The 2,557-nt window shown below is 47.4% G+C and carries 3 protein-coding genes; all 3 read left to right on the top strand.

Features of this window, described 5'->3' with window-relative positions:
• Positions 1-1,045, top strand: a 1,045-nt coding sequence (locus AC1DUA_RS33395) for a lyase family protein (RefSeq protein WP_477503828.1), incomplete at its 5' end; no start/stop codon positions are given.
• On the top strand, positions 1,045-2,034 hold the full coding sequence (locus AC1DUA_RS33390; RefSeq protein WP_477503827.1) for an N-acetylglucosamine kinase: 990 nt from the start codon (positions 1,045-1,047) through the stop codon (positions 2,032-2,034). The genes AC1DUA_RS33395 and AC1DUA_RS33390, both read left to right, overlap by 1 nt.
• 18 nt (positions 2,035-2,052) lie before the next feature.
• A partial coding sequence (locus AC1DUA_RS33385; protein WP_477503826.1) for a PIG-L deacetylase family protein occupies positions 2,053-2,557 on the top strand: 505 nt, incomplete at its 3' end.

Below are 2,557 nucleotides of genomic sequence, written 5' to 3'. Positions count from 1 at the left end.
GATGATTGGCTATACACATACGCAGCAGGCTCAGCCAACGACTCTCGCTCACTACATGACGGCTGTTATCGATTCTTTAAATCGTGATATTCGACGCATGAAGGCGGCTTATGCCAATTGTAACCGAAGCAGTATGGGAGCAGCGGCATTGACGACCTCAGGATTTGCTATCAGCCGGGAACATATGATGAACCTGCTTGCTTTTGACGAACTTATCGAAAATTCATATGACGCGATAGGCGGCGCTGATTACATAGGGGAAATCGCGACAGCCATTCAGCTGGCGGCAATTAACTTAGGGCGGGTTGTGCAGGATTTACTCTTGTGGTGTACTCAAGAGTTTGCAGTGCTAAAGGTAGGAGCTCCTTACGTACAGATCAGCTCCATCATGCCACAGAAACGCAACCCCGTCTCACTGGAACATATGCGGGCGTTATTGTCGAGCTGTGTCGGTAATACGAATACGATTCTTTCCATGATTCATAACACGCCTTTCGGAGATATTGTAGATACCGAGGATGATATGCAGCCGTATGCTTGGAAAAGTTTAGAATTAATGGATAAGTTATATAGATTGTTAGCCGCCGTAATGGGCACGATGGAGGTTAATAAGGAAGTGCTTCGCCAGAGGACGGAAGGAAGCTTCGCAACAGTCACTGAGCTGGCGGATACGTTAGTAAGATCGGATACCCTGTCATTCAGAAAAGCCCATCATATTGTCAGCGATGTGGTAAAAAACGCGCTTGCTAATGGTTTAAACGCGAATCAAATCACACTTCAATTGGTGAATGATGCTGCAAGACAAATCATTGGCAGGGATGTGTCCCTGGATGAGGAAGCCTTGCGCAGAGCGATGGATCCCGTTCATTTTGTGGACATCCGTACGTTGCCGGGAGGCCCAAATCCTAAAGAAATGAAGAGAATCATCGATGACCGCAGGCTCCAGTACTCGTCACATACACAATGGCTGCAAGAGGCCCGGGAGAAGAGCCGATGTGCCATTCAGCATCTGGATGAAGTCATTCATCAATGGAGTGAAGCCTAATGAGGAAAATAAGAATTCCACTACTTGCTTTTGATGGAGGAGGTACCAAAAGCCTTGTCGTACTCACGGATAGGGAAGGAAATGTATTAGGACAAGGAAAAGCAGGCCCTTGTAATTATCAAGGGGTTGGCAAGAAGAGGGCGGTGCGGGAAATCGCTCATGGTATTCGCGAGGCGATACTGGATCTTGGTATTACCGAGGATCTTGCAAACCTTCCTTCCATCGAGATCGACTGCGCTGTTTTTGGAATCGCTGGCTTGGATACGGAATATGACAGGAAAGTGATTATGGAAATGGTGAAGGATACCCTCTGCCTTCTGACTATCCACGTAGGGCACTTAGTGGTCCATAATGACGGATTAGCCGCATTATTAGGTGCAACCGAAGGCCAGCCCGGTGTACTCGTCATTGCAGGAACAGGGTCGATCGTATTTGGCATCAACGAGTTCGGTCAAACGGGTAGGACTGGCGGATGGGGGCATCGGGTAGGGGACGAAGGAAGTGGCTATTGGATCGGCAAGCAGGCCGTGACAGCGATTCTTCGGACGAATGATGGTCGGGGCGATGCAACTAGACTACATGAATGGGTGCTGCCGCATATGGGCTTTAACCATGTGGAAGAGCTGTTCAATTGGGTCTATAGTGCGGACTACTCCGTGGATAAATTAGGGGAATTATCCCAGTTGGTTAGTTTAGCGGCGATAGCCGGAGATCATGAAGCTAAACGTATTTTATCCGCAGCCAGTGAGGAATTGTTTGTGAGTGTACGTGCTATTATTCAGCAATTAATGCTAACGGATAAACCGTTTAAGCTGATCCTGCAGGGCGGCGTGCTGCAAAATAGCAGCCTCGTTCGGAAACAGTTGATTTCGCAAATCGAGGAATATGCACCCCAAGCCCAAATTATTGAAATGCAGGGGGAACCGATAAACAGCGTTACTTCGATGGGGCTGGTTTATCTAAAGTCTTCGATCAGCGAATTGAATTGAAGGAAGGAGTTGAATGATATGAGTAAGAAATTATTATTCGTGTTTGCTCATCCTGATGACGAATCCTTTGCAGCCGGAGGGACCATGGCTAAAGCCCATCAACAGGGGCACGAGGTGTTTTTAATATGCGTCACTTCGGGCTGTAAAGGGAAATCCGGTGAGTTTCAATTTAGCTCGCGAGAACAGTTGGCATTGCACCGCGAAGAAGAATTACGGAAGGCATGCTCTATACTTGGCGTTACCGATTTAATTTTATTTAGATACCCGGACGGGACCCTTAAGGATCAAGATCCGGATAAACTGGTCGAGCGGATTAGTCAAACGATTATTGCTTTAAAGCCAGATGTAATCTTATCGTTTCCGCTCGATGGGGTCACTGGACATCCGGATCATATTGCCGTTTCACTCGCTTCAGAAAAGGCCGTAATCTTATCGGAGGCGTATTATCCCCCAGATCAGCTGCCTAAATTTTATTATATATCCGTTCCTCACTATTATGATCATTGTAAGGACGCTGGACCCC

The sequence above is a fragment of the Paenibacillus sp. 01T422 genome (assembly GCF_056398785.1).
This window is presented reverse-complemented; position numbering and strand designations above follow the sequence as displayed.